This is a genomic window from Marinobacterium mangrovicola, from assembly GCF_004339595.1.
GTDB classification, from domain to species: Bacteria; Pseudomonadota; Gammaproteobacteria; order Pseudomonadales; family Balneatricaceae; genus Marinobacterium_D; species Marinobacterium_D mangrovicola.
The window spans coordinates 1088576-1113749 of sequence record NZ_SMFU01000007.1; the positions used below are offsets into that span (position 1 = coordinate 1088576).

General features: G+C 59.0%; 16 protein-coding genes and 1 tRNA gene. 5 read left to right on the forward strand and 12 right to left on the reverse strand.

Annotated features, from left to right (window positions below):
• The first annotated feature begins 2 nt into the window (after positions 1 to 2).
• The gene (locus CLV83_RS05925) at positions 3 to 1040 is read left to right on the forward strand and encodes a methionine synthase (protein ID WP_132288850.1); all 1038 of its coding nucleotides are present in this window, start codon (positions 3 to 5) and stop codon (positions 1038 to 1040) included.
• 97 nt (positions 1041 to 1137) lie between these two features.
• On the opposite strand, the gene qhpR is transcribed toward CLV83_RS05925, so the two are convergent.
• The 12 genes from qhpR to CLV83_RS05985 form a co-directional block, all read right to left on the reverse strand.
• Positions 1138 to 2154 carry an AraC-like transcriptional regulator QhpR gene (qhpR, locus tag CLV83_RS05930; protein WP_132288853.1) on the reverse strand — a complete coding sequence of 339 codons (1017 nt, stop codon included), beginning with the start codon at positions 2152 to 2154 and terminating at the stop codon, positions 1138 to 1140.
• Between the two features lie 45 nt (positions 2155 to 2199).
• Positions 2200 to 3201 (reverse strand): HupE/UreJ family protein, encoded by a 1002-nt coding sequence (locus CLV83_RS05935; RefSeq protein ID WP_132288856.1) that lies wholly within the window; start codon positions 3199 to 3201, stop codon positions 2200 to 2202.
• Positions 3182 to 4054, reverse strand: a complete 873-nt coding sequence (locus CLV83_RS05940) for a peptidyl-prolyl cis-trans isomerase (RefSeq protein ID WP_132288859.1) — start codon at positions 4052 to 4054, stop codon at positions 3182 to 3184. Before CLV83_RS05940 ends, CLV83_RS05935 begins: the two co-directional genes overlap by 20 nt.
• Before the next feature lie 3 nt (positions 4055 to 4057).
• Positions 4058 to 5932 (reverse strand): DUF3604 domain-containing protein, encoded by a 1875-nt coding sequence (locus tag CLV83_RS05945; protein ID WP_243642287.1) that lies wholly within the window; start codon positions 5930 to 5932, stop codon positions 4058 to 4060.
• An 88-nt stretch (positions 5933 to 6020) separates the two neighbouring features.
• Entirely contained in the window at positions 6021 to 7832 is a 1812-nt protein-coding gene (locus CLV83_RS05950; RefSeq protein WP_132288862.1) for a DUF3604 domain-containing protein, read from the reverse strand.
• Positions 7833 to 8015: 183 nt separating this feature from the next.
• Positions 8016 to 11525 carry an indolepyruvate ferredoxin oxidoreductase family protein gene (locus CLV83_RS05955; RefSeq protein ID WP_132288865.1) on the reverse strand — a complete coding sequence of 1170 codons (3510 nt, stop codon included), beginning with the start codon at positions 11523 to 11525 and terminating at the stop codon, positions 8016 to 8018.
• Positions 11526 to 11586: 61 nt separating this feature from the next.
• On the reverse strand, positions 11587 to 12444 hold the full coding sequence (locus CLV83_RS05960) for a universal stress protein (protein WP_132288868.1): 858 nt from the start codon (positions 12442 to 12444) through the stop codon (positions 11587 to 11589).
• Entirely contained in the window at positions 12437 to 14872 is a 2436-nt protein-coding gene (locus CLV83_RS05965) for an efflux RND transporter permease subunit (protein ID WP_132288871.1), read from the reverse strand. The genes CLV83_RS05960 and CLV83_RS05965 overlap by 8 nt, the downstream gene beginning before the upstream one ends.
• On the reverse strand, positions 14865 to 16055 hold the full coding sequence (locus CLV83_RS05970) for a WD40/YVTN/BNR-like repeat-containing protein (protein WP_132288874.1): 1191 nt from the start codon (positions 16053 to 16055) through the stop codon (positions 14865 to 14867). The genes CLV83_RS05965 and CLV83_RS05970 overlap by 8 nt, the downstream gene beginning before the upstream one ends.
• A gap of 188 nt (positions 16056 to 16243) precedes the next feature.
• Positions 16244 to 17605 (reverse strand): DUF1329 domain-containing protein, encoded by a 1362-nt coding sequence (locus tag CLV83_RS05975; RefSeq protein ID WP_132288877.1) that lies wholly within the window; start codon positions 17603 to 17605, stop codon positions 16244 to 16246.
• A gap of 47 nt (positions 17606 to 17652) precedes the next feature.
• A complete protein-coding gene (locus CLV83_RS05980) occupies positions 17653 to 19275 on the reverse strand; it encodes a DUF1302 domain-containing protein (protein WP_132288880.1) in 1623 nt (540 codons plus the stop codon).
• A gap of 531 nt (positions 19276 to 19806) precedes the next feature.
• Entirely contained in the window at positions 19807 to 21816 is a 2010-nt protein-coding gene (locus CLV83_RS05985) for an NADPH-dependent 2,4-dienoyl-CoA reductase (RefSeq protein ID WP_132288883.1), read from the reverse strand.
• Positions 21817 to 21979: 163 nt separating this feature from the next.
• Here CLV83_RS05985 and CLV83_RS05990 point away from each other — a divergent pair, with 163 nt between their 5' ends.
• The 4 genes from CLV83_RS05990 to CLV83_RS06005 all read left to right on the forward strand — a co-directional run bounded on the left by CLV83_RS05990 (position 21980) and on the right by CLV83_RS06005 (position 24660).
• Positions 21980 to 22585: a TetR/AcrR family transcriptional regulator gene (locus CLV83_RS05990; RefSeq protein ID WP_132288886.1), complete on the forward strand. Its 606-nt coding sequence runs from the start codon at positions 21980 to 21982 to the stop codon at positions 22583 to 22585.
• A gap of 488 nt (positions 22586 to 23073) precedes the next feature.
• Positions 23074 to 23646: a DUF2889 domain-containing protein gene (locus tag CLV83_RS05995; RefSeq protein WP_132288889.1), complete on the forward strand. Its 573-nt coding sequence runs from the start codon at positions 23074 to 23076 to the stop codon at positions 23644 to 23646.
• Positions 23643 to 24389 carry an enoyl-CoA hydratase-related protein gene (locus CLV83_RS06000; RefSeq protein ID WP_132288892.1) on the forward strand — a complete coding sequence of 249 codons (747 nt, stop codon included), beginning with the start codon at positions 23643 to 23645 and terminating at the stop codon, positions 24387 to 24389. Before CLV83_RS05995 ends, CLV83_RS06000 begins: the two co-directional genes overlap by 4 nt.
• Positions 24390 to 24574: 185 nt before the next feature.
• Positions 24575 to 24660 (forward strand) — tRNA-Leu (locus tag CLV83_RS06005).
• Positions 24661 to 25174: the final 514 nt, after the last annotated feature.

Sequence of the window (25174 nt, forward strand, 5' to 3'; positions counted from 1 at the left end):
ACATGAAAACATTACTACCGACCTCAACCGCCGGCAGCCTGCCGAAACCTCTTTGGCTCGCAGAACCGGAGAAACTCTGGTCACCCTGGAAACTGGAAGCTGATGAGCTTGTAGCGGGTAAACAGGATGCTCTGCGCCTGGCCTTGATGGATCAGGACCGGGCTGGCATCGATATCGTCAGTGATGGCGAAACGACACGCCAGCACTTTGTAACCACGTTTATTGAACACCTGAGCGGAGTTGATTTCGAAAACCGCCGCACGGTGAAGATACGTGATCGTTATGACGCCAGCGTACCCGTGGTTAACGGCGCGATCGCGCGTCAAAAGCCGGTTTTCGTTGACGATGCCAGGTTCCTGCGCCAGCAGACCGACAAACCGATCAAGTGGGCGCTGCCTGGGCCGATGACAATGGTCGATACGCTCTACGATGCCCACTACAAATCCCGCGAAAAACTCGCCTGGGAATTTGCCAAAGTTCTGAACCAGGAGGCAAAAGAGCTGGAGGCCGCAGGCGTCGATATCATTCAGTTCGATGAGCCCGCGTTTAACGTCTTCTTCGATGAGGTAAATGACTGGGGTATTGCTGCGCTGGAGAAGGCCATCGAGGGGCTGAAGTGCGAAACGGCCGTACATATCTGTTATGGCTATGGGATAAAAGCCAATACCGACTGGAAAAAGACCCTCGGCTCGGAATGGCGGCAATACGAGGAGATCTTTCCAAAGCTGCAGCAGTCGTCTATCGATCTGATCTCACTGGAGTGCCACAACTCGCGTGTGCCCATGGATCTGATCGAACTGATCCGTGGCAAAAAAGTGATGGTCGGCGCCATCGATGTGGCCAATCATCAGATTGAGACGCCGGAAGAGGTCGCTGAGACGCTTCGGCGCGCGCTGAAATTTGTCGATGCCGATAAATTGTACCCGAGCACCAACTGCGGCATGGCACCGCTGCCCAACAGCGTAGCCCGGGGCAAGCTTGAAGCTTTGTCCAAGGGCGCTGCGATCCTCAGGGACGAACTCACCCGGGGTACATTTTAGTCCCGGGTTAATCTAGGCCCGTTGTGCAGGAGATCAGCGGCGGCTCAGCTTTTACCTGAGCCATGCCGCGCCTCCTTATCGCTATAGGAAAACGCCTCTAACCTGAGGTTGCCCGCCATTTCTGCGGTGATACGCCGCTCCAGCGTTTGAACGCCCGCGAGAACGCGCTAAGTTCCGAGTAGCCCAGTTGCAGAGCCACCTCGGTCAGAGGTTGTTCGGCGTTTCTCAGTGCATCCTGTGCCAGTTGGTAGCGCACCTCTTCCAGCAGGGTTCTGAAATCGGTACCGGTCAGCTTGAGCTGGCGCTGCAGACTGCGGGTATGCATGTTCATCAGCTTCGCTACCGCGTCGGCGGAGACTTCGCCCGTGGGAATCATTTCATGGATCAGCTTTATCACCTGCTGTTTCAGCGGCAACAGATGCTCCTGGGGGTTCTGCCGCAGAAAGGATTCAAAGTAGTGCCGCAGCCGCTCGGGTGCCGGTGAGGGCGGTAGCGGTAAAAACGAAGCAGGAAAGCTGACCGCGTTGACCCCGGCTCTGAATTTGGGCTCCAGCCCCAGCTCGCGGGTGTAGGCATCGATCGGTGCTGTGGGTGCATGACGAAAGCTGACACCGGTGAGGCTCATGCCGGGCGGCGCCAGGGTTTTAAGCACGCTGAAGATACGACCTATGCCCACCTCCATCAGCTGGGTCAGATCGATCTTGTCGGCCATTCTGACGTTGTAACTGAGCCGCGCCACACCGTTCTGTTCAGTCAGCTCCAGCTCCACCCCCTGGGCATGGTAGTGCACGTATTTACGCACCATCTCCAGGCTGTCGCGCAGCGTGTCGCACTGGCAGGCCATCAACCCCAGCGCTCCCAAAGCCTCTATGCCGTGACGCAGCGACAGCGTCAGCGCGAACAGCGGGTAGGGGGATTCTGCCGCGGCATGGTCCAGCACCCGCACAAAGCTGCGGTAGGGGATGCGCAGATCCTGCGACCGGGTCACCGCCGGGGTCAGGTTTTCCCGTGCCAGAATCTGCATCGGGTTGATCCTGTGTCGGCGGCAATGCTCGGTAAAACCGAGCAGTACGCTGCTGCGTGCTTCCAGCATCTGGTTGTTGTGGGTCGACATCTTCTCGTTACCTGTCGATTGCACCGCATCCCTGCGGCTGATAAATCAGAACCCGGCGATCCGCTCGATGGTCCAGAACGCCGCCATGGAACCTGTTCCGTAAAGTATCAACTGCTGGAATTTACCGTCTGGAAACGGACGCCAGTTCCGCAGCAGGAACAGCACAAGCATCACCGCACTGACAAACATCACCTGTCCAATCTCCACACCGATATTGAAGAACAGCAGGGCGGTGGTCAGCTCCGTCTGCGGCAGACCGATATCCTGCAGCACAGAGGCAAAACCGAAGCCGTGGATCAGGCCAAACAGCACCGAAACCCCGACTGGATAGCGCCAGGCCAATGTGTGCCTGCGATCGCGCATCACCTCTGCCGCCAGGAACAGAATACTCAGCGCGATCACCGCTTCGACCGGTGCGATCGGCAGCTGAATCACTCCCAGGGTGGTCATCACCAGCGTCAGCGAGTGCGACAGAGTAAAACCGGACAGGGTGATCAACGTGCGCTTGAACGTACCGGAGATCAGCAACAGGCAGAACAGGAACAGCAGGTGGTCCCAGCCGATCAGGATGTGTTCGACACCCAGTACCGTGTAGTCACTGATCACCTGAGCTGTGCTCTGCTCGGTGGGGATCTCCCAGCGGCTTTCACTGGGCGACAGCAGTGTCTGATAGCTGGCGCCGAAGCTAAAGCTGGCGCGGATCAGCGTGGTGATCGACGGGTTGAACTGCGGATAATGGATCTCCAGTGTCTGGCCCGCCAGTGAAGAGGCGCAGCTCAATTGAATCACCAGGCCGAAACGCTCATGAGTGCAGCTGTCCGGCAGGGTAATAAACGGGCGGTTACCCGATTCTACAGAGGGAGGCACCTGCAGTTTCAGCAGGTACTGATATGCGTCGAGGAGGTCCGTTTGAGAGCCTGGCTGGCTCAGCTCAGTGACCTGCACATAGAGCGGCCGCGCATCATGGGCCTGCGCGGTTGCAGCCAGCAGCAGCGTGGCGGGGATCAGCAGCAGGCAGCTAAGCAGCTTATAGACGGTATTCAACATCGTATTGCTCCACTATCTGCTGAATCGCCAGTTCCTGCTTTTGCTTCTCCTGGGAGAGGCGGAAATCCTGCTCCACGCGGCTTCTCACCTCGGCCAGCTCCGGCAGCCGTCCCGGTCGGTATTCGCTGAGCATCACCAGGTGCAGCCCGTGGTTGGAAACCACAGGCCCTTGCCATCGACCGCTGTCTGCCGTGAGTTCCGCCAACTGGGCGCGAAAGCCCTCGCCAAAGTGGCTGGCGATAAACTCAGGGGTACGCTCTACGTAGTTGCGGTTGTAGAGGAAACGATCACCAAAACCTGTGGCGGAGGAGAATCCGACCTGCTGCTCGTTCAGCTCTGTCAGCAGCTGCTGCGCGCGCTCCGGAGCGCTGTCACCGCTGGCATCTGGCTTAATGAACACATGGGTGAAGGTGTAGGAAGGCTCCTCGTAATAGTCCTGGGTATGGCTGTCGAAGTAGGCCTGTACCGCATCCGGCTCGACACTGACCACCTGTTCCGCCACGCCCTGGGCGATAAACTCCAGTTTCTGCACCGAACGGCGACGGATGATGTAGTCGTTCTCGGTCATACCCAGCGCCTCAGCCTGGCGGTAAAGCGCCTCTTCACGCACATAATCGTGGATCAACTGCTCGCGTTCAGACGCCGGCATATTGTCGAGGCGCTGGCTCGCATGCTCTGGCTCAAAGCGGGTTGAGCGGTACTGCATAAAGGTCAGCAGGGCATCCCGGTCAACCAGGATGGTGTGCGGGTCAGATGCTGCTTCCGGTGATTTAAGTTGGTCGTAGGCACCGAACAGCGCGGCGCCGATCAGGCTGAAGTGGACCAGAGGATCTCTGATCAGTTTGGTTATCATTACTCAGTTCTCCGCGCTGGGTGTGTACCAGATGGGCGAGGTGTAGGCGCGCTCCTGAATGGCGTCCGGCATATCGCTGTTTAGTTGGGTGTCGAAGTGTTTTTCGTCGTAAGCGGTCCAGCGCGGCGTCGGGATCTGCAGCACTCGGACGTAGTAGAAGGCACGCTCAGACGGATCGAACTCCGGGTCGCTCCAGACGCTGCTCAGCTCCGCCGAGCCGATGCTGTTGGTCCAGGTGGCGGCATCGCTATCAACGGTGCTGCCAACCGCGGGCAGCTTGCCGCTGGCATCAGCAACGCGGTTATCGCTCCAGGCGATGTCGAACACTTTTTCCTGCAGGCTGCCGTCGAGGTCGTGCCAGCCTTTGACGATCTGAACCCGGTCAAGGTTTGCGCCTTCAGGATCGCGGGAGGCCGCCACCATGAAGGAGGGAGCCTGCCCAGTCGGTGCCTGGGTCAGATCACCGCCCATCGGCACACCCTTGGCATAGCCGCGGCTGACATAATCCGGGTAATCCACTTCATTGGCGGTAAAATCCCAGCCGCCGAAAAAGCGCAGGCTGATGCGCGGGCCGCTGGTGGCGTAGGTTTCCTTGCGCTTGATCGCATCGAACAGGGCTTCGCGGGTGTTCTCCGTGGCCCAGACGGCGGCATAGCCGGAGGCAACCGATTCATCGATGGTCAGGCCATACACCTTTCCCTGTTTGCCGACCGTATAGCCGGCGATCTGGCCACGCTTTGCACTGGGCTCAAACAGACTGAACTTGCCCCAGAAGTTATTTTCTTCAACGGCGGATAGGCTGGTGTGGGCATCGGTACTGCCGATCATGCCGAACTTGAACGGGTTAACGCCCAGTTTGGCTTCCTGCTCCAGGCCGAGCTTAAGCGCCGAGCGGGCGTACTCGAACGGCAGCATAGCGTCGGTTTTAACGGCTGTTGCGGTGAGGTTGCCCTTATCCCATCTTTCAAATTCGGCAAACTCGTCATCCGGGGACAGCCTGGGATGGGTCTCGCCATCGCCCTTGATCTGGGTGACCTCTGCCACCGGCTCCCAGCGGCTGCGGGTTTCGGCATAGGCGCGGGTCAGCGGCTGGCCTTTGCGATCGGTTAGCGAGAACATCTGGCCGTTGCTGACGTTGCCGTTATGGGGAATCGCCAGCACCCGACCGCCGGTTTTCTCCTCGTACTCCTGCAGATAGTTCCAGAGATCTTCCGGGTCTTCACTGTCGAAGGCGGAAAAGGGGATCACCTGGCCGGCCTTGCTGGCGTCGTCGGCGAACATCACTACCCGATGCAGATTGTCGCCGCCGGGCATGGTGGTCCATTCGTAACCGATAAGCGCGGTGAATTTGCCGGGATCGTTGTATTGGTCCGCGGCGCGGGTAATCTCATCCCAGGCGGTACGTTCGACTGAGGCGTTGACCATGCTTTTGTGGTTTTTGGCGATATCGATGTTCATTTCGAGCAGCGCCTTGAGCTGCTCATCGGGCCCGCCATTAAGGAGTTCGGCCCAGCGCGCACCGACAGGGTCGCTGAGGATCTCCTCGTTGCCGGCGGATACCATCGGGATCAGACCAAGGTACTCGGCATGATCGGACACCATCAGGAAGTCCAGCGGGCGGTTCAGTTGCGCGATCATGCCATTATGCGCACGGATCTCCTCGCCACGGGCGAAGCGGTAGGCATCTGCCGGTGCCAAACCCTTGTTGCCCATCATGGCGGCATCGAAGGAGTAGGAGGTGTGCAGATGGGTATCGCCCCAGAACACCTGCTGCGGATAATCCTTGCCCGCCATCGGCGAATAGGAGGTCTCCTCCGCCTGGGCGACGGAAGAGAGCAGCGTGGCTGAGATGAGGACCGAGAGTGTTGTTTTTATCATTGGATTACTCGGTGATGATTTTTTGAGAGTAGAACCATGAGAGAGCAGCGGTCAGCCCGCTGCGCTTTTGTTTACCAACGGCTATTCCTCAGGGCGTGTACCAGATGGGTGAGGAGTAGGCGCGCTCCTGAATCGTGGCAGGAAAGTGAACCTCATCCTGGGAGCGTCCCAGCGCCACGGCGTCGAGCATAGTGTGGCGAGGTGTCGGGATCTGAAGCACCCGCAGGTAATAGAAGGCACGCTGACTGGCATCGAAATCCGGGTCCTGCCAGACGGTCACCAGCTCGGCATCGCCGATGCTGTTGCTGTAGTGGCCGGTCTCCAGGTTGACGGTGTTACCGACGGGCTGGGTATCAACGCCGCGGTCTTCGCGCTCATCGGAGAGCGCCACATTGAACACCTGCTCGTGGCTCTTGCCCTCGGCGTCCAGCCAGCCCTTAACCAACTGTACCCGGTCCAGGTTGGCGCCATCAGGATCCTTAACTGCCTGGATCAGGAAGGAGGGGGCCTTACCTTCCGGCGCGTTACTCAGATCGCCGCCCATGGCCACGCCCTTGCTGTAACCGACGCCCGCCAGATCGTTGTTGTCCGCATCCTCGGCGGCGAAGTCGAAGCCGCCAAACAAACGCACCTGCATACGCGGGCCGGTGGTGGCGTACACCTCCTTACGCTTGAACGCGGCGAAGATCTCTTCGCGGGTGTTCTGCTCAGCCCAGACCGCCACCATACCGGCTGCGGACATGCTCCAGCCATCTGCGTGCGGCGTGGTTTCCATATCCAGGTTTTCCGGGATGGAGTCGATACCGAACTTGCCCCAGAAGTTGGGCTCGGATGCGGTGGTCAGGCCGGTATGTGAGTCGGTAGAGCCGGCCATGCCGAACTTATAGGGGTTGGCGCCGACCTTGGCGTCGATCTCCAGGCCGCGCTTCAGGGCGCTACGGGCGTAGTTACTGACCTGATCCACCTCGGCGGCTTCATCGCCGGCACCGAAGTTCATCACATGCTCGAAGGTTTCGAAATCGGCGAAGGGATCTTCGGGGGATACGCTCGGATGGGTTTCGGAGTCGCCCTTAATCTGGGTGACCTCCGCCACCGGCTCCCAACGCATGCGGGTACGGGCGTAACTGGCGCTGATCGGGTGACCATCGCTGTCCACGTCGTTGAACATCAGGCCATTACTGATATTGGAGTTGTGCGGAATCGCCACGAAATCTGCACCGGTATCACTGGAGGTCTGATCGAGCCAGTTCCAGAAATCTTCGGGACGGTCACTGTCCGCCGAGGAGTAGGGCAGAAACTTCTCGGCAACCTCGCCGCCCTTGTCGGTGAAGACGATACGGTGCAGGTTGGCGCCGCCCGGCATGGAGGACCATTCCCAGCCGATAAAGGTGGTGAACTCGCCGGGTTTATTGTTCTCTTCCGCCGCCTTGATGATCTTGTCCCAGATCGGCTGCCGGATCGCCTTGGTCAGCAGGTCCTGGTAGGGCGCGCCTTTCACCAGGGCGCCAGCCGCATCGTAGTAAACGGACTTGGAGCCTTTCGTATCCCAGAGTTTGATCAGATTCTGGCCGTTCTCGGCATCGTCAAGCAGCGGGCTCTTATCACGCACCAGCTGCATCAGACCCATGTACTCGGCGTGATCCGCCACCACCAGGAAATCCAGCGGCCGGTTCAGCTGAACCCGGGTGCGGTTGTAGGGGTGTATCACCGGCAGGCCGCGGGCGAAACGGTAAGCGGTATCGGGATCTACCGACTCGTTACCCATGGCGAAGGCATCGCCGGAATAAGCGGTGTGCAGATGAGTATCGCCCCAGAACACCTGGGTTGGGTTTGCCATCGCGCTATGGGACGCAGCGCCCGCCAGGGCGGCTATGACTGATGCGAGCAGGGTTTTCTTCATTGAAACGAGCTCCCCTTTACGGGTTGATAGGCGCTCAAGGGCACCTGTTTTTATTTTGTTTTAGGGTAAGGAATCCCGGACAGCGGGATTTGACCGAATCTGCAATCCGCTTGACATAACACGACAGCAAATAGCGGTAGGCGCTGCCGGCCCTTTGATTGCAGAGTCCGGCTGCGCGGCCAATCAGGTCGCTTCGTAGAACAGTTCCTGCTTGTCGGAAGCGATCACCTCACGGGCGCTTTTGAAGTCCGCCAGCAGTACCTTGCGCTGACCCTCGGCCTGTTTGATAGCGGCTTCCTTGACGTGGCCATAGCCGCGGATACCACCAGGTAGCTCGGCAATTTTTACCGCCAGGTCGTAGTTAGAGGCGGTGATCTGCTCGAGCAGTTCAGTGAGGGTCTGGCGGTAATCGGCGATCATCTGACGCTCCTGACGGCGTTCGGCGGTGTAACCGAAAGGATCGAACGCGGTGCCACGCAGGCCTTTGAGCTTCGCCATCAGGCCGAACGCCTTCAGCACCCAGGGGCCGAACTCCTGCTTGCGCAGATGTCCGGTTTGCGGATCGCGACGATTGAGGATCGGCGGCGCCAGGTTGAAGCGCAGTTTGAAGTCACCCTCGAACTGCTGCTCCAGACGTTCCCTGAATTTGCCGTCGGTGTAGAGCCGCGCTACCTCATACTCATCCTTGTATGCCATCAGCTTGAAGAAGTTGCGCACCACCGCATCGGAGAGCTCGGTGCGGCCGGGCATCTTGCGCTGTTCATCCTTGCGCACCTGTTCCACCAGTTCGACATACTGCGCAGCGTAGGCGGCATTCTGGTAAGCGGTGAGGTGATCGATACGGCGCTGCAGCGCCTGCTCCGCGGTTTCCGCCACATCGGGCTTGCTGGCGTCCAGCTGTTTCGCGATCAGCGGCAGAATGCGGCTGATGTCGTGGGCCGCAACACGCCCCAGGCGGAAAGCGTTCTGGTTGAAGTCGATGGAGACCTTGTTGATCTCGATCGCCTTCAGGATCGCTTCCTCGCTTAGCGGCAGCCACCCTTTCTGGAAAGCAAAGCCGACCAGGAACATGTTGGCGGCGATGCTGTTGCCGGTGAGGGCGTTGGCGATCTTGGTGGCGTCGATGCTGCAGAGGTCGTCCTGCAGCGCTTTTTTCAACCCGGCCAGTAGCGGCTGGGTCGGCAGCTCGAAGTCACGCATCAGCTGCAGCACCGAGGTGGCCACGGGGTCACTGTTGACCACGCACTTGGTGCGGTTCGGGCGAATGGACCGCATGGAGCTTTCGCTGGCGGTGACCACCAGATCGCAGCCGATGATCAGGTCCGCATCGGCGGGGCCTATGGGCAGGCTGGTGATGTCGCTCTGGCTGTGACCGATGCGCAGATGGCTCTGCACGGCGCCGCCTTTCTGGGCGAAACCGGTCATGTCATAGATAGAGATCGACTTGTCTTCCAGGTGAGCGGCCATCCCCAGCACCGCGCCGATGGTCACCACGCCGGTGCCGCCGATGCCGTTGATCATCACCGTGTAGCAGCCGTCAAACTCCGGACGCACCGGTTGCGGGATGCCATCGAATAGCGACTCACCCAGGCTAGCGGTTTCGGCCTTGCGCAACTTACCGCCGAGTACGGTGACGAAAGAGGGGCAGAAGCCATCCACGCAGCGGTAATCCTTGTTGCAGTTGGACTGGTCGATGACGCGCTTGTTGCCGAAGTCGGTCTTGCGCGTCTGCAGGCTGACGCAGTTGGCCTGTACCGAGCAGTCGCCGCAGGCTTCGCACACCTGTTCGTTGATGAACATGCGCTTTTGGGGATCCGGGAACTGGCCACGTTTGCGGCGACGGCGCTTCTCGGCGGCACAGGTCTGATCATGGATCAGCACGGTCACACCCGGCACCTCGCGCAGCTCACGCTGGATGCGGTCCAGCTCGCGGCGGTGGTGGATCTCGGCGCCCTTGGCGAAGGCCGGCTGGTCGCGGTATTTATCCGGATCATCGGTGGTGATCACCACGCGCTTGGCGCCCAAGGCGGTGACCTGTTCGCTGATCTGCTGCGGTGTCAGCTGGCCTTCCGCCGGCTGCCCACCGGTCATCGCCACGGCATCGTTGTAGAGGATCTTGTAGGTGATATTGGTTTTCTGCACCGCGGCCGCGTGTACCGCGAGCAGGCCGGAGTGGGTGTAGGTGCCATCGCCCAGGTTCTGGAAGCGGTGCTGGGTATCGACAAAGTGGGACAAGCCCACCCAGTTGTGGCCTTCGCCGCCCATCTGGGTCGGAAAGCTGGTGTTGCGGTTCATAAACCCGGCCATGGCGTGGCAGCCGATACCGGCCATCGCCTGGGAGCCCTCGGGCACCTTGGTGGAGCTGTTGTGCGGGCAACCGGAGCAGAAATAGGGGATACGCACCAGTTGCGGGATGATAGCGCCACATCCGCCGGTGATGCTGGCAAGATACTCGTCACAGCTCTGGCGCGTAGCGTCATCCAGCATGCCGTTGGCCGCCAGTCGATCGCGCAGCAGCGCGACGATCTCATGGGGTGACATGCCACCGTAGGTTTTCTGGATCGGCTGGCCCTGCTCATCGCGCTTGCCGATCAGACGAGGGCGACGCGCATCCGGCCAGTTGAACAGCTGATCGGCGATCTGCGGCTCCATGACCGGCTGCTTCTCTTCGATCACCAGCAGCTCTTCATGCCCCTCGGCAAACCCCGCCAGACCCTGATCCTCCAGCGGCCAGATCATCGCCACCTTATACAGGCTGATGCCCAGTGCGCGGGCCTTCTCTTCATCGATCCCCATCAGCTGGAAGGCGCGCAGGATATCCTGGTACACCTTGCCGCTACTGACGATACCCAGCTTGCGCTGCGGCGCTTCCAGGGTGATGCGATCCAGTTTGTTCAAGCGGGCAAAGGCTTTCACCAGCGGAATGCGCGCGGAGTAAGCCATACGCTCGGCGGTGGCCGCCGGGCCAAGGCCGCCGGTGGGCGGTACGAAGTGCGCTTCGGGAGGGATCTCCAGCCCCTGCGGGTCCTTGGTCTGTGATTTTTCCGGGTCCAGCTCAACGGTGGCGGTACCCTCGATGGTTTCATTAACCACCTTCAGCGTGACCCAGGCGCCGGAATAACGCGACAGCGCCCAGCCGATCAGGCCGTAGTCGATCACCTCCTGCACCGTGGAGGGGTAGAGCACCGGGCTGCCGTGGGCGATCATTTCGGGCTCGGAGTAATGCGCGATGGTGGATGACTTGGCCACGTGGTCATCACCGGCGATCAGCAGTACGCCCCCCTTGAGAGAGGCACCGAAAAAGCTGCCATGCTTGATCGCATCGCCGGAGCGGAACACGCCGGGGCCCTTGCCGTACCAGATCGCAAAAACACCGTCATATTTTTTCTCGGCTTCCGCCTCGATCTGCTGGGTGCCCCAGACGGATGTGGCCGCCAGGTCTTCATTGACGCCGGGCTGAAACACGATGTCATGAGCGTCGAGCAGCTTCTTGTTGCGGCTCAGCTCCATGTCGTAGGTGCCGATGGGCGAGCCGCGATAACCGGTGATATAGCCCGCGGTGTTAAGACCCTGGGACAGGTCTCGCTGTTTCTGCAGCAGCGGCAGCCGAACCAGTGCCTGGTTGCCGGTCATGTAGACCGTACCGCGCTCTTTGGTGTACTTGTCGTCGAGAGAAACCTGTTTAAGCGTCATGGTCTGTACTCACTCGTTGGGTTCTTTTTATTCGGTTCCCGCCTTGGCGGCTTAGTCTCGTTCAGGCTGTTTCCGCTCTTTTTTCCGGTAAGGGCGGAATCACCAGCACATCGGTGCTGACACGTTCCAGGATCTGCTCGCCGGTATTGCCCAGCAGCACACCGCTCAGCCCAGCGCGGGCAACAGTGCCGAGCACCACAAGTCCCGCATTGAGTCGTTCGGCCTGTTGTGGAATCAGTACCTCCGCCGGCCCCTGGGCGATATGCACACGGCTGACCGGAACGTCGTAGCGGTGTGCCAGCGCGAGGCTGCTCTGGCGATACTCCTCGGCGAGATTGCCTGGAAAAAGAATCGGGTTCCCAGATTCATGAAGAGCATCCTGCATGGGTGCAGGCTCAGCGCTGAACAGGCAGAGCTCGGCGCTCAGTCGGTGGCTCATATCCTGCGCCAGATGCAGAATGCGGTGACTCAGCGCCTGGTGTTCGGCATCGGCCGGCTGTGCCTCGATCGCCGCCAGCACCGGTGCATCGGCGCTGTATTCGCTTTGCCTTACCATCAACACCGGGGTCTGGCTGGTGCGCAGGATCTTCCAGTCCAACGGCGTAAACAGGGAGTCGGTGAGGCTGGAGGCCTGGGGCTCCTTCAGCAGAAGACTGGTGTCGTGCTGATGCTGGGCTACCAGCACCGCACGCTGCAGGTTGGTTTCCGTGGTGCTTTCGAGGCAGGCCGTCAGGCCCTGCTCACGCAGTTTTCCCAGTTGCGCTTCGACCGATTCACGGCATCGCTCAGCCACCGGCCCTGCCGGCAACAGAGCGGTGATGCGGTCGCCGCCGGCCGCAATTCTGGCCGCCTTTTCCAGCGCGATCTGTGTCTTGGCGCCGGGATTGATCACCACCAGCAGGTTCTTGGACTCAGGCATGAGACACCTCGCGGACCTGCTGTTCACGCTGCTCGGTACTGGACTTGAGCGGCTGCTGTTCGGTCACCGGCGAGCGCTTGATCAGGAAGCTGGCCAGGGCCGGCAGGAACACCAGGGCGCCGATCATGTTCCAGACGAACATGAAGGTGAGCAGAATCCCCATATCGGCCTGGAACTTGATCGGTGACCAGTACCAGGTACCCACACCTATACCCAGGGTCAGACCGGTGAAGGCGACCGCTTTGCCGGTGGTCTTCAAAGTATTGAAGTAGGCCTGCTGCAGGCTCTGGCCCGCCTTCAGGTAGGTTTCCAGCTTGCTATAGATGTAGATGCCGTAGTCCACGCCGATACCGACACCCAGTGCAATAACCGGCAGGGTGGCAACCTTGACGCCGATACCGAGGCGCGCCATCAACGCCTGGCAAAGCAGGGAGGTCAACGCCAGCGGCAGCAGGATGCAGGCCACGGTGCGGATAGAGCGGAAGGTCAGCAGGCAGAGGAAACCCACCACCGAATACACCCAGATCAGCATCTCGTACTGGGCTTTCTCGATCACGATATTGGTGGCCGCTTCAATACCGGCGTTACCCGCCGCCAGTTTGATGGTGATGGCGGCGCTGTTGTACTGCGCGGCGAAGGCTTCGGTTTCCTGCACTACCGAGGCGAGGGTTTCCGCCTTGTGATCGTTCAGGTAGACAAACACCGGCATCAGGCTGCAATCGGCGTTGAAGCTGCCGCGCGGTGCGGTGATCGATGCCTGGTTCAGCAGCGCCTGGTTGCGGTTCAGCGCCATCCACTTGACGTTGCCCTCGTTGTAGCCGGTCATCGCCTGCTTCGCCACGTTCACCATGGAGTTGGCGGACTGCACGCCCGGCAGCTGCTGCAAACGCCACTGCAGCTGATCGACCACATCCAGGGTGTGGTAATCGGAGCACATATCCTTGGCGGTCTGCACCATGATCACGAAGATATCGGTGCTGGTGGAGTAGTTCTGGTTGATGAAGGCGTTATCCAGGTTGTAACGCGAGTCCGGGCGCAGCTCCGGCGCGCCGGCGTCCAGATCACCCACCTTCAGGCCCTGACTCTGGTACAGGCCCAGACCCACAAGGCCCAGCGCCAGAATGATCATTACCGCCGCACGGGGGCGCTGGGTAAAGCTGGAGAGCAGGTTCCAGATCGGGTGTTTACCGTGTTCCTCGATCTGCTGCTGTTTCTTCACCGAAGTGCGGCTGACGCCGGCGTAAGACATCAGGATCGGCAGCAAAATCAGGTTGGTGAGAATGATCACCGCCACGCCGATACTGGCCGCGACCGCCAGGTCCTGGATCACCGCAATATCGATCACCATCAGGGTGGCAAAACCGACGCCATCACTGATCAGCGCGATAATCCCCGGGATATACAGGGAACGGAACGCCAGACGCGCGGCCAGCTCTCTGCCGGAGCCACGGGCGCTCTCATGGGCGATGGCGTTGATGATCTGCACTCCGTGGCTGACACCGATGGCGAACACCAGGAAGGGCACCAGCATGGAGTAGGGGTCGAGACCGTAGCCCAGGGTTTTCAGCAGGCCCAGCTGCCAGATAACGGCGATCACCGAGCACATCAGCGGAATGATCGAGCTGCGCAGGCAGCGCGAGTAGAGGTAGAGCAGCACCAGGGTGATACCCAGCGCCATGGCAAAGAAGATCGCGACCTGGCTTGCGCCATCGATCAGATCGCCCACCACCTTGGCAAAGCCGGTGATATGGATCTTGATGCTGTCGTTTTCGTACTTGTCGCGGATCAGCTCTTCAAGCTGGCTGGAGAACTGCTGGTAGTCGATTGGCTCGCCGGTGTCCGGGTTGAAGTCCATCAGCGGGGCATAGATGATCGCCGACTTGAAGTCGTTGGCCACCAGGGAGCCGATACGGCCCGATTTGAGGATGTTGGTCTTAAGCTTTTCCAGCTCGGCCGCCGAGCCGTCATAGGTATCTGAAATGACCGGACCGCCGGTGAGACCGTCTTCTGTGACTTCCGACCAGCGTACGCCCGAGGCCCAGATCGACATCAGTTTGGCGCGATCAACACCGGGGATATAAAACACCTCGTCGTGGATCTTCTGCAGGGTTTCCTGAAAACCTTTATCGAAGATATCGCCCTGGGTGTTTTCCACCGAAATACGGATAGCGTTGCCGAGCCCCGCCATATCATCCTTGTGCTGGATGTAGTTGGCGATATAGGGGTGCGATGCGGGAATCATCTTATCGAAGCTGGCTTCCGGCTTGATACTGCTCGCCTGGTAAGCGAAAAACACCGTCGCCACCAGCATCAGCAGGATCACCAACGGACGGTGGTGGAAGAAGATACGTTCGATAATCGACTCGCTGCCAGACAGCCCGCCTTTTGGCGTCGGACGCCGGTCGGAAATCGGCTGATAGTTATTCATCTGCATTACCTCCGCTGACTGTCGCTGTTACATGAAAGGGTGCAGGAACGGCTGCATGAACGCCGTGAGCGCCTGCAATCAGCAACTCTTTCTTTTCGCTGACCAGAACCTTGCTTTGCGGTAGACGCGCCGGATCCCTGTCGGTACCGATCACCTGACCCTCGGCATCAAGATGCAGGGAAACGCCGGCCGCGCCCACCAGTACTGCCGAACCGTCCGCGAGCATGGCGCCGCTGAACAGCGTGGAATCGACACCGGTTTCGATGGTCTCCCAGGAATCGCCCCAGTCATCTGACTGGAAGGCGTTGCCGCGCAGACCAAAGGTGATAATGCGGCCCCGGTCGTTGCCGGTAATGCCGAAGAAAGAGCCATCGTAGGGGCTGTCGAGCAGTTCCCAGTGCTGCCCCCAATCAGCGGAGCGATACAGATTGCCCGCCTCGGCGGCGATATAGAGCTGATCGCCGATGCGGCTGATGGCGTTGAGGTGAAACAGGCTGGGGTTATCGAGACGATCGAACCAGGCGGACCAGGTTTCGCCGCCATCGGTGGTGTGCAGAATCAGGCCGAATGCGCCGATCACCAGGCCCTCGTTACGATCCTTGAACCAGAGATCCAGGAAGGGGCGGCTTGGCCCCTCATCGGCAAAGGCTGCGGCGTCTTCCGCCATGTAGGTGCGGTTTTCAAGCTCGAACTCCAGCTCTTCACGCTGCTGTTCATCAGCGTCGGCTTCGAGCTCATACTCCAGCTCGGCCAGGCGTGCCTCGGCGTGGCCCAGCATGAGCTTGTTGGCGCGCTCGCCATCCATCACCTTGCGCCAGTTGCGGCCACCGTCCTCGGTTTTGAGCACTACACCATCGTGGCCCACAGCCCAGCCAAAGCTGTCATCGACAAAGAAGGTGTTGGTCAGCGTGACGCGCACCGGCGCCGGCGCCTGTTGCCAGGTGTCGGCCTCGTCGGTGGAGATGAGGATATGGCCGCGCTCACCGACGGCGACCAGATTGCTGCCGGCTCGCTCGATATCCAGCAACATGCGGCTCGCGGCCAGGTCGGACTTCAGCGCAGGCTCTTCCAGTGCATCGCCGGCGATGACAGTGCCTGAAATGGCCAGGCCAATCAGCAGGCTCAGGCTGGATCTAGTTAGGCGGGTTTTGCACCCGTTTCGGGACTGAATCTGCGTGTTCATAGCCTTATTCTTCTTATCGGGAGTATGAAACTGGCTGTCGCTGTTGAGGGTCTTTCGAAGCTCAAACTTTTGACGCTCACACAAGCGGCCACCATTACGGCAACAGGCTGGCAGGAAAGCTGCTTTTGAAACCTGTTCTCGGAATGATGAAGAGGGGGCGTGCGCATCTGCGCCGCCCCCGGCATCCGTTAGCGACGCGCCATCTGACGCACCTGCTGCGGGGTGTAGAAGCTGTCGTCCTTGGTGGCGACGGTGGAGTAAGGAATGACGTCGTACTCCTGCATCGCATAGTCACCGGACTGCAGATCGTAGTTGGTGAGTGCGCGGGCGATGATATTGCCATCGGCATAGAGCGCTACCGGGTGGGAGTGGCCGTAGCGCCACAGCTCACCGCGACCGTCATACATGTCGGCCATCAGCGCGAACCAGGAGTCTTCGTCCAGGTAGAAACGGCGCTTGCCGTAGATGTGGCGGCTGTCTTCTCGCAGAGTGGCTTCAACCACCCAGACGCGGTGCTTCTCCCAGCGCTCCAGATCGGTGTTGGTATGCTCGGCCTGGGCGATCTCTTCCATCGGCATACCTTTGCTGTTCGCGGTCAGGAACTTGTAGGAGTTGTAGGGCACCAGCATCTCTTTCTTGCCGATCAGCTCCCAGTTGAAGCGTTCCGGTGAGCCGTTGAACATGAATGCCTGGTCATAGGTGGTCAGGCCGTTGGAGCCCGGATCCGGCGTATCGAACGCGATGGTCGGTGCACGGCGTACACGGCGCTGCCCAGGGATGTACTGCCAGGCCTGGCGCGGCTCTTCATTGGCGTTGACCGGGTCGCGTACCAGGGTGACTTCACCCTTGCGGCGGGTCGGCAGCGAGTACTCCAGCATCAGGTGGATGATGTTGCCGTTGAAGGTGTTGAGGTCACCCTCTTTGTAATAGTACGGATAGGTTTCGATCAGCTGACCGGCGGTAATGGTGCGCGAGCCGTTGGCGTAGATCGTGGCGCTCTCATAGGTCGCATCCTTACCTTCACCGTACCAGCGCAGGGTGTGGTTCCAGATCGCCTCTTTACCGTTCTGCGGGATCGGGAAGGGGATGCCGCCGTAGGCGCTAGTTACACCGTTTCCGTCGGGAGTCAGCTGTGCATTCAGCGCATTGCTGTAGGTGTTCTTGGCGATCCAGTCAGGAATCGGCGCGGTACGATGGGTCGGATAGACGTTCATCTTGAACGTCGGTTTCTTCTCGAACAGCGCCTTCTGGCCGTCGGACAGAAGATCGCCGTATTCCTTGTAGTTCTCGGCAGTTACCGTGTAGAGCGGCTTTTCATCGGCAAAAGGGTCGACCAGCTGACCGCCGGCGGTGTAACCGGCCGGAGCGCTGGTGAGACCACCGGTCCACTCCGGAATGTCGCTGCCGTTACCGGCGCGCTCGGCGCCGAAGGGGGTCAGTTCCTTACCCAGTTTGGCGGCTTCTTCCTCGGTGACAGCGGCCAGGACCGAGGTGGCATTCAGCGCGAAAAGGGCGATGCTGCTGGCGAGTACAGTGCGTTTCAAATTCATCTTTCGTCTCCTCGGGGCTGGCCCGATTTTTCTTATAGATCTATGACTTAGAATGTGTACTTGTAGTAAGCCGCGAAGTAGTCACGGTCGGCGTTCAAGTGGCCGAAGTTAAGTGCGCCACGCTCCTTGAGAACCTGGTCGGTATCGGTGAGATACCAGACGTAACTGGCACCAAACTTGTGGCTGCCGAGATAGGTGAAGTCCGTTTTCAGGCCGAACTGCTCTACGCCTTCGGCAAAGCTGAACTCCATGGAGGACCAGCCGTTGAAGTCGTTGCGGTAGGTACCGGTCACGTCCATATCCAGGCCGCCGATCAGGTTCAGATAGCTGGCCTTGAGGCTAAGCACGGTGCTGGCTGCGCCGCGGTCTTTTTTGAGGCTGTCGACACCACCGGGGTAGTCCACATCCAGAATGCGGTTGTAGGCGATTTCACCGGTGAAGGTGAGGGTGTCGGCCAGCGGGTTCTGCGGGAAGATATAGATCCCTGACAGCTGGGTCTGGATCGCCTCACCACGGGCGAAAGAGAAGCCCGGACCGGGGCCACCATTGGGGCCGTAGTTCACGCTGACCGGGACGCCATCGCGATAGGAGATCTCACCGCTGACATTCATATCGCCAAACACTGTGCCGAAGCTGATGCCGTAGAGGTCGATATCTTCAAAATGCTGCTGGGTCAGACCGGTCGGTGATGCAGGGGAGAGAAACTGCAGCGCCGGCGTGAAATCGTTGTAGTTGATGTAGTAGAAGCCAAATTCGGTGCTGTTCAGGTTTTCCGCCAGGTAGCGCAGGGCAATACCGTACTGACCTTTATCCGGCTCATCCCGCTCGATGGGAGTGCCAAACGGACCAAAGGGGTCACCGGGGGATTTCTGGCCAACGCCGTCAAGGACGTTGAAATAGGTGCCGGGGGCGTCGATGCGAGTCGCTTCCCAGTCGTACTGGTAATAAGCACCGATGGAGAAGAGGTCGGTGACCGCAAGCTCGCCATACACCTGGCCGATCGGCATGAAGATATCTTTCAGCGCGGTACCGGGTGCATTGGATTTGGTGGCATCCAGCGGGCCCATGGCGGTGGAGATACCGCCCTGGATAAACAGGCTTTCACCCCAGTTAACCACCTGTTCGCCGACACGCAGGCTCAGGTACTGATCGCCCAGATCGAAGCCGTGATACCAGAACAGATCCTGCAGCTCGATCTTGGATTTGTGCTCATCGATGCCGTCCTGCAGATAGGGGGCGTCGAATCTGTTATCGAAGGTGTAGCCGTAAAAATCGCCCGAGTAGGCCCTGTCATACCAACCGCGGGCACGCGCAAAAACGCCGCCATCACCGTAGTTGATATCCAGGTCGGAGCTGAAATTGACCTGGTTCTGGGTCATGTCGCCCTTATCAAAGTTACGGTTGCCATCATCGGTCAGAAAGCCGAGGCCACCGAAGCTTTCGATATTCGGATCACGGTTTTCACCACGCCACTGGGCGTTGTAACCCACCGTTGTATCCAGATCGACGGTGATACCGTTTTCCAGTTCGTAACTCAGTGCATGGGCCTGACCTGCGGTAAGCGCCAGCATCCCGGCAAAAGAGCCGGTCAGCGTTGCGCGCGAGATCATGCGGCTTAGTGTTTTGCGCTTGAATCTGCTTTGCGTTAGGACGGTTTGCGGGGTTCTCATCGTTGTTTCCTCGGATGTTGTTTTTATAAAGGAAGAGGTTTGAGAACAGGCTGGGTGAAGGAGGCCTGAGGTTTCACTACTAGCGATAAGAGGGCGCAGCACGATGGGGAAAAGCGTAGCGCCTTCTTGGTTGAAATCCGGGTGGGGACGCAGAGGTTCCCTGGAGTCGAAGTGGCAATCATCATCAGCGGTCACGTTTTATTATTTTTTTGTAAAACGTTTTGGCGGCAGTTAATCCCACTGGATTCCGGTACTGCGCCATCCCGTTTTGGCTGCGGATCACGGAGTTCAATTAAGCTCCGGATCTTTTGCGACTGAGGTTGACTCTACTGGCTCGCTGCCAGGGGGCGCTTGATAAAAGGCGAACCCGGCTTGACATTTTATGTAGCTGTAACGCCTGCCATGACCAATGTCTTAGGCGCAAAAAAGAACGGGGCAGGCGTGCGAAACCTGCCCCGTTGCCAGAGGCTTGGGGACTCATTGGAGAGCCTGCAAAAAGCGGCGGGAAAGCCGCGAAGCAAGAGGCTTTTCTTACATGCTCAGCGCCAGGCGAGTGCCCTGATCGATGGCGCGTTTGGCATCCAGTTCGGCCGCCTCATCGGCACCACCGATCAGATGACTCGGCTTCTGCAAGCCATCAAGAAGTTCACGCAGCGGCGTCTGCCCGGCGCAGATAATCACGTTGTCGACCGGCAGCAGCTGCGCCTCGCCATTCACGCTCAGATGCAGGCCCTGATCATCGATACGCTGGTAGTCGCAGCCAGAGAGCATATGCACGCCCTTGGCGAGCAACCCGGCCCGGTGCACCCAGCCGGAGGTTTTGCCAAGCCCTGCGCCAACACGGGATTGTTTGCGCTGCAGCAGCCACACATCCCGTGGCGAAGGTTCCACCTGCGGTTTTGTCAGGCCGCCACGCTGCTCGAACGTCATATCAACGCCCCAGGCGGCCATAAAGCTGGCGATATCCTGGCTCGGATCAGACTCACCGTGGGTGAGCTTTTCACTGATATCGAAACCTATGCCGCCGGCACCGATAACGGCCACTTTGCTGCCCACCTCGGCACCGTTCATCACATCGATATAACTGAGCACGCTGGGATGATCGATCCCTTCGATAGCCGGCATACGCGGTACGATACCGGTGGCGAGAATCACCTCGTCGAAGTCGCCGCTGTTGAGCTCATCAGCAGTGACGCGGGTGTTCAGCGCCAGCCGCACGCCGCTCAGTTCGATCTGACGGGAGAAATAGCGCAGCGTCTCGTAGAACTCGCCCTTGCCGGGAATCCGTTTGGCGATATTGAACTGGCCGCCGATCTCGCTTCGGCTATCGAACAGTGTCACATCGTGGCCGCGGCGCGCTGCTGTGGTCGCGAAGGCAAGACCCGCAGGGCCGGCGCCCACTACCGCAAGCTTCTTCTTGCTAACGGCAGGCGTCAGGACCAGCTCCGTTTCATGACAGGCGCGGGGATTGACCAGGCAGCTGGTGAGCTTGCCGTTGAAGATATGGTCCAGACAGGCCTGGTTGCAGCCGATGCAGGTGTTGATCTCGTCGGCGCGGGCTTCCTGAGCCTTGAGCACAAACTCGGGATCGGCCAGGAAAGGGCGCGCCATGGACACCATATCGGCATCGCCGCGGTTCAGTACCTCTTCGATCACTTCGGGGCTGTTGATACGGTTGGAGGTGATCACCGGCACGCTCAGCGCCTCGCGCACGCGGGCGGTAACCCAGGTGAACGCGGCCCTTGGTACTTTGGTGACGATGGTGGGTACCCGCGCTTCGTGCCAGCCGATACCGGTATTGATCAGTGTCGCACCGGCTTTTTCGATCTGCTGGCCCAGGGCGATAATCTCTTCCAGGTTGCTGCCACCCTCCACCAGGTCGAGCATCGACAGGCGATAGATGATGATGAAGTTTTCACCCACCCGTTCGCGGATACGGCGCACCACTTCGATGGCGAAGCGGGTACGGTTTTCGTACGCACCACCCCATTCATCGTCGCGCTTGTTGGTGCGGGTAACGATGAACTGGTTAATGAAATATCCCTCGGACCCCATCACCTCGACGCCGTCGTAGTTCGCCTCTTTTGCCAGAGCCGCGCAGCGCACAAAGTCCTCGATCTGCTGCTCGATCTCCTCGGCGGTGACCTCATGCGGAACCCGCGTATTGATCGGCGCCTGAATAGCGGAGGGCGCAACCAGTTTTTTGGTGTAGGAGTAACGGCCGGTGTGCAGGATCTGCATGCAGATCTTGCCACCCTCAGCATGCACCGCGTCGGTTACTAGGCGGTGGTGCTGCGCATCCTCGGCGCGGGTCATCGATGCCGCACCTTCCATGGTCAAGCCGGACTCATTGGGGGCGATACCACCAGTGACGATCAGGCCCACACCGCCGCGGGCACGCTCGGCATAGAAAGCGGCCATGCGCTCATAACCCTTGGGCATCTCTTCCAGGCCGGTATGCATCGACCCCATAAGCACGCGGTTTTTGAGTGTGGTGAAACCCAGGTCGAGCGGGGTCAGCATCTTGGGGTAGGTGGACATGGTTTACCTCTTTTTTATTGATCCACGCTGTATCGCTCAGCGCTTGATCGAAAACTAGACAGTGTCAAGTTAATGCGCAATTTTGACACCGTCAAGTTATTTTGGACGGCGTCCAGATTTGCAGTACACTGCGGCTATCAACCAGATAACGCCTTCGGATCTAATGACCTCCACAAACCAAGTAAAAACCGCCTACCATCACGGCGACCTGCGCAGCAGCCTGCTTCAGGCCGCCACCGACCTGATTGCCGAAGGGGGCGTCGATGCGCTCAGCATGCGCAAGCTGGCCGACCGGGTTGGGGTTTCGCGTACCGCGCCTTATCATCACTTCACCGATAAGCACGCCTTGCTTTCTGCGCTGGCGGAAGAGGGGTTCAAGTCCTACGAAAGGGCGGTGGAAGAAGCGCTGGCCGGCGCCACCAGCGAGGATGAGCTGTTGTTCCGCTTTGCCCGCTCCTACCTGGAATTTGCACAGGCCTACCCGGAAACCTACAACCTGATGTTCGGTCAGAGTGTCTGGAAGGCCGGCATACCCACCGAGCATCTGAAAACCGAGGCCTATCACTGTTTTCGCCGCTACGTGGAACACGTAACCGACTGGCAGCAGCAGGGGCTGCTTTCCGAGCAGGTCGAGCCGCTGCACTTCGCCCAGGTAAGCTGGAGCACTCTGCATGGCCTGGCGCGCCTGCTGCTTGATGGCATCTACATCGATCTGAAACATCTGGACGAGCTGATCAACCTCGCCGTCAAAATGTTCCGCAACGCTTAGGGAAGCTATGAACAAGTTCATGGCATCTCAGGCTTACAGGCTGGCTCACTATCAAGACGGACTTTTGCCGGCGTAGTGGTGCTACGGCAAAAAAGTCCAACGCAGAGAGTGGGCCAGCCTGCAAGCCCCGGAGGGCGCGGCATGAAGCACCCATCTACGGCGTTGAGCTTTTTGCCAAGGGCTACGGCCATTGGCGGCAAAGCTCGCCTTGTATCTGGGCACTTCATGCCACGCTGAGACGCTATAGACTTAATCATAGCTTCCCTAGACCCGTTATCACTTGGGCCAGTGATATTTCCTTACTGGCCCTCTCAATTTCTTATCAAGCCTTCTGCATCGAACCGCCACGATTGCCTCTCATTTCGCACAAACTAAAACTTGACACCGTTAAGATTGGTTTTTATTTTGACAGCGTCTAGTTTTCGGGCAGCAGTATCCCTGTGGGCGCAATCACCAGCCCAGAAGCCCGCGAGTAAAGAGGAATAACGATGTCTGAATCCGGTAAGCGCAAGCTGCTGCATACACGACAGGTGGTGTGTAGAGGCTATGAACTCAATAACGGCCTTTGGGAAATTGAAGGGCGGATGTCCGATGTAAAGTCTTTCCCGATGGAAAACCGCGACCGGGGCGGCCTGATCGAAGTGGGCGAGCCGCTGCACGATATCGGCCTGACACTGACCATCGACCGTACATTGAAGATTCACCATGCGAAGGCGGTCATCGATGCGGCGCCGTTCAACCAGTGCTCAGGCATTACCGGCGCCTTCAAGAGGCTTGAGGGGCTGCGCCTTGAGTCGGGCTTTACGCGCAAGGTGCGCGAAATCCTGGGAGGCGTAAAAGGCTGTACCCACCTGATCGAGCTGCTCGGCCCGATCTCGACCACCGCCTACCAGACCCTCTGGCAGACAGAGAACGGCTATAACAGCAACGATCCCTCCATCCTCCAGGGGTTGGCAGACAGCTGCCACACCCTGGCCCGCGATGGCGATGTAATGGCGCCGCTGCTACCCGAGGGTGACAACGTAACGACAGACAATAACAAACAGGAGTTTGGCGCATGAGCGAGCCAATACTAAAGGAAGTTCGCAGCGGCGTGCTTTACCTGACCCTTAACCGGGCGGATAAGAAAAACGCGCTTACCCAGTGGATGTACGAGGCGTTAACGCGAATGTTGGCCGATGCGGATACAAACCCTGAGATCAGAGCGATCCATATCACCGGCAGCGGCGACAGCTTCTGTGCCGGCAACGATATTGTCGACTTCCTCGAAGCGAGCCGGGCAGGGCAGACAGTGCCCCCTGGGCAGGCCTTCCTGCTGCAGCTTCATCGACAGCAGAAGCCAGTCGTCGCGGCGGTAAACGGCATGGCGATCGGCATCGGCGTCACTATGTTGCTGCATTGCGACCTGGTTTACGCGGCCAAAGGGATCAGCTTCAGGCTGCCGTTCGTTGATCTTGCCCTGGTGCCCGAAGGCGGCAGCAGCGCGTTGTTGCCGCAGATGCTGGGCCACCGCAAAGCGGCGGAGCTGTTGCTGGCCTGCGAGCCATTCAATTCCGACCAGGCGGAGCGTTACGGTATCGTCAACCGCGTCTTCCCGGTGGGAAGCCTGCTGGCCGAGAGCTCAGCACTGGCGGAGCGCCTCGCGCGCAAGCCTGCCGCCGCGATGTGTCAGGCAAAAGCGATGTTGAAACAGAATATCGATCAGCCGCTAGAGCAGGTGATCGTCTCGGAAATCCGTGAGTTTATGGCCCGCCTCAACGAGAGCGAAGCGCAGCAGATTCTGCAGAACTACCTGACGCGCTAGAGGCGGATCATTTCCCATTACGGGGCGGTTTCAAATATGGGTTGACTTCTCAGGCCAGATTCGGAGAATAGCGGCTCAAACCTTTGAGCTGAAAGGGAATATAGCCAGATTAAGGCGTGATCTTCCACGCTGCGATTCCGGAGATAGGCCCAAGCTTCAGCAGTCGATCTGGCATCGACCCATACGCCCCGATGGTGAAATTGGTAGACACAAGGGATTTAAAATCCCTCGGCCTTTGGCTGTACCGGTTCGATTCCGGTTCGGGGCACCATCCTCCCTTCCAGATTCTTTAGAAAACCTCGGTATCTATCGAAAAATTTTAACGAATTATGCGCTTAGTGCGTTTTTTCCAATCCGTCATATTTGCTCTTTCTGCATTATTTCGAATATTTCCGTCGTCACTACATCAGCCCATAGCTGTTTTAGAGACGGTTCTTGTCTGGCGCTGATGATTCGCTAAAGGAGCGCCTTTTTATCAGACGGCGTAAACGTGTTAAGGCCATAGTGACCCAAGACTTTCTGTCTGATGGTTCCGACGGCATCCTGCACTGACGACAAATTATCGCCGGCAAGGGTAAATACTCGGCTTGCTGGGTGGCACACCCCTTGGATGACTCTGACGTTTTCGATTGACCCTGCTGGGCCATAAATAACCTCCTGGATTTGTCCGATCCGCACAGCTAACGGGATATTGCCGTTCTACTCTTCCAGGAAGTCATCGACAAGCTGTTCAGGTGTCAGGCCTTCGTCATCCAGGTTCACGCCTCGCACGCAGACTTGCAGCT

Excerpts from the sequence above, each read along its gene's own strand:
- CLV83_RS05925 (WP_132288850.1), top strand. The coding sequence starts at position 3 with ATGAAAACATTACTACCGACCTCAACCGCCGGCAGCCTGCCGAAACCT.
- qhpR (WP_132288853.1), bottom strand. The coding sequence starts at position 2,154 with ATGTCGACCCACAACAACCAGATGCTGGAAGCACGCAGCAGCGTACTG.
- CLV83_RS05935 (WP_132288856.1), bottom strand. The coding sequence starts at position 3,201 with ATGTTGAATACCGTCTATAAGCTGCTTAGCTGCCTGCTGCTGATCCCC.
- CLV83_RS05940 (WP_132288859.1), bottom strand. The coding sequence starts at position 4,054 with ATGATAACCAAACTGATCAGAGATCCTCTGGTCCACTTCAGCCTGATC.
- CLV83_RS05945 (WP_243642287.1), bottom strand. The coding sequence starts at position 5,932 with ATGATAAAAACAACACTCTCGGTCCTCATCTCAGCCACGCTGCTCTCT.
- CLV83_RS05950 (WP_132288862.1), bottom strand. The coding sequence starts at position 7,832 with ATGAAGAAAACCCTGCTCGCATCAGTCATAGCCGCCCTGGCGGGCGCT.
- CLV83_RS05955 (WP_132288865.1), bottom strand. The coding sequence starts at position 11,525 with ATGACGCTTAAACAGGTTTCTCTCGACGACAAGTACACCAAAGAGCGC.
- CLV83_RS05960 (WP_132288868.1), bottom strand. The coding sequence starts at position 12,444 with ATGCCTGAGTCCAAGAACCTGCTGGTGGTGATCAATCCCGGCGCCAAG.
- CLV83_RS05965 (WP_132288871.1), bottom strand. The coding sequence starts at position 14,872 with ATGAATAACTATCAGCCGATTTCCGACCGGCGTCCGACGCCAAAAGGC.
- CLV83_RS05970 (WP_132288874.1), bottom strand. The coding sequence starts at position 16,055 with ATGAACACGCAGATTCAGTCCCGAAACGGGTGCAAAACCCGCCTAACT.
- CLV83_RS05975 (WP_132288877.1), bottom strand. The coding sequence starts at position 17,605 with ATGAATTTGAAACGCACTGTACTCGCCAGCAGCATCGCCCTTTTCGCG.
- CLV83_RS05980 (WP_132288880.1), bottom strand. The coding sequence starts at position 19,275 with ATGAGAACCCCGCAAACCGTCCTAACGCAAAGCAGATTCAAGCGCAAA.
- CLV83_RS05985 (WP_132288883.1), bottom strand. The coding sequence starts at position 21,816 with ATGTCCACCTACCCCAAGATGCTGACCCCGCTCGACCTGGGTTTCACC.
- CLV83_RS05990 (WP_132288886.1), top strand. The coding sequence starts at position 21,980 with ATGACCTCCACAAACCAAGTAAAAACCGCCTACCATCACGGCGACCTG.
- CLV83_RS05995 (WP_132288889.1), top strand. The coding sequence starts at position 23,074 with ATGTCTGAATCCGGTAAGCGCAAGCTGCTGCATACACGACAGGTGGTG.
- CLV83_RS06000 (WP_132288892.1), top strand. The coding sequence starts at position 23,643 with ATGAGCGAGCCAATACTAAAGGAAGTTCGCAGCGGCGTGCTTTACCTG.